The 2,440-nt window shown below is 40.0% G+C and carries 2 protein-coding genes; both read right to left on the reverse strand.

Annotated elements, in window-relative coordinates; all coding sequences use genetic code 11:
* Positions 1-44 precede the first annotated feature (44 nt).
* Positions 45-809 (reverse strand): IS21-like element IS643 family helper ATPase IstB, encoded by a 765-nt coding sequence (istB, locus tag KR50_RS17875; protein WP_041061914.1) that lies wholly within the window; start codon positions 807-809, stop codon positions 45-47.
* A complete protein-coding gene (gene istA / locus KR50_RS17880; RefSeq protein ID WP_052477207.1) occupies positions 809-2,350 on the reverse strand; it encodes an IS21 family transposase in 1,542 nt (513 codons plus the stop codon). Before istA ends, istB begins: the two co-directional genes overlap by 1 nt.
* Between the last annotated feature and the right edge of the window lie 90 nt (positions 2,351-2,440).

The raw sequence follows: 2,440 nt of genomic DNA on the forward strand, positions 1-2,440 counted from the left end.
TGTAGACGTCAAGTTGAATTTTACACTTTTTGCTCGTTTCCTTTTTACACTTCTGCTGAAAAAATGCTTTTTCGATTTTTCATCCGGTGACTTTCCTCTCCTTCACCACCATGAATCACTTCCACACGATGAAGTAGGCGATCTAAAATCGCTGTAGTGATGCCCTGGTCTCCGATTAAATTGCCCCATTCATCTGGACTCTTATTTGATGTCAGGATAATCGAACTTCGTTCGTATAAATGATTAATCAAATGAAAGAATAGGTTTGCTTCTCTTTGATCCATGGCCATATACATCAAATCATCAATGATTACTAGGTCGGCATTTCTAATTCTTTTAAGCTGAACTTTAGATTTGTTCAGGTACTCTTCTGATTTGAGAAGCTGCACAAGTTCGCCCATTGTAGCGAAATATACATTGAACCCTCTGTAAACAGCCTCAAGTCCAAGCCCAATTGCGATATACGTCTTTCCAATGCCAGGAGGACCTAAAAGAATCAGATTATATTGTTGCTCCAGCCAGCTTAACTCCCGGAGTTGAGAGAGCTGTCGAGCCGTCAGAACGTTTTGTCCTTTCAACTCAAACTCATCCAATGACTTCACGAAAGGAAATCGAGCCCATTTCATTCTTTTCTCAAGGCTCTTCGTTTCACGCTTGGCTAATTCAAAACGGGTGATAGACTCTAAAAATTCCAAGTAAGTCCATGACGATTTTTCAGCTTTACGAAGAAGCTGCGGCAGCGCCTCCGCAGTCTCTGCTAAACGTAGTTGACGGAATTGATCTTGCAGTTCGTGTACGGTTTTGTTCATCATACTCTACCTCCTAGAATGCTGGTATATGCTTTAAGAGAACGGGTAGAGGCTTTAATATGAGTATGTTTTGGCGAACTCGTGTAAAAAGATTGTACTTCTACCGGCTCATCTCGTAAGGCATTAAGGTGATGGGCGATATCACGAAAGTCATTCGCATTGTAGAGTTTCTCTGTCGTACATTTGGTCAAAACAACTTCAATTAAATCTTGGTATTGTTGAATGACCTTATAAATAATCGTAAACTGGTCTCTTCGATACCTCGGGTATCTTTGACTAATCTCATCTAAATAAGCAGCTGCCTGAACCTGATCTTCAAAGTGAGAGAGAAGACGTTGCTTAAACTCCTCCACACCCTTTGATCGATCACGCGTATGGTGACGGTTTTGAATCAGTTTTCCTTTTTCAGAGCTAATGATATGTTCGGCAATTACTTCACCATTTGCTTCTTTGCCTACGACCAATTTCTTATGATCTTCTTCCCTTATTTCAATCCACACAAGGTTCTCACTCATATTTTGATAAGTCCCGAGAGGGACGGAGTAACGGTTTGACTTGTACCGAATCGTATTGTCCTTACTTACACTTCTTGTTATACTTTGGTTATTGGTACTTTCATATGAAAGTGGCGAAGAGACTGGCTGTAAGTGTTGCTTTTCGAGGAGAAACACTTCTGCTGGTCTTTTTTTCGTTGTCTGATGAACCTGATGGTTACCAGTACGCTCGAGCCACTGTCTTGCCCGTTCATTCCAATCTTCTATATCTCTAAATACACGACTATCAGCGAAGTTGCCTTTTATGTATTTAACTACATTCTCGATCATACCTTTAGATTCCGGATCCGCCCTTCGGCAAAGATGAATTTTGAATTTACGCTCGTTTACATAGCTTTGGAATTCAGCTGTTAAAAGCAGTTGTCCTGCATTTTCGCTTACTGATATTAAATGATCTTGATCATAGACAATTTCTTCTGTTCGTCCGCCATAGAACTGGAACGCATTTTCGTGACAACGAATCGCATCTCTTGTGGTGAAAGGACGTGCTTGCCATTCCATGTATTTGTATCGCGAGTTAGCGAGTACAAAGGCAATAAAGTACAGTTTGATTTCCCTATTGTTCACTGTTTTCTGTTTTGTTTCTCCCCAGTCTACCTGGAATTGTTTCCCCATAGGTTGTTCAGGAACTGCTTCGTATTGACGCACAATCGTCTTTTTCTCAATTTGATAAACTTCTCGAATACCCCTCACATATGTTCTTACAGTACTTCCACCGACCACTAGGTCGGGGTATCTCTCTAAAAGCCAATCATGAATCTGAGCACTACTCAGATGGGGATACTCTTCTAGCCAGGCAAGTATCCAGTCCTTATAGTGATCTAGTTTTTTCTTCTTTCCTAAAGGTTGTTCAATATAGGTCCTTGCTTCATCGAATGTCATTTCTAAATACTTATAGACAGTCGGCCTTGATATCTTAAGCTCTTTTGCAATTTGAGCTACTTTAAACTTTCTCTTATGTAATTCCTGAATCTTAATATATAACACTAACTTCTCCTCCAAAATCCTAACCTCCAGTAAAATAACGTCACGATCTATTTTACTAAAGTAATAGGTTGATTGAGCAAAAGTGTAAAA

It is taken from the genome of Jeotgalibacillus campisalis, assembly GCF_000829515.1.
GTDB classification, from domain to species: domain Bacteria; phylum Bacillota; class Bacilli; order Bacillales; family Jeotgalibacillaceae; genus Jeotgalibacillus; species Jeotgalibacillus campisalis.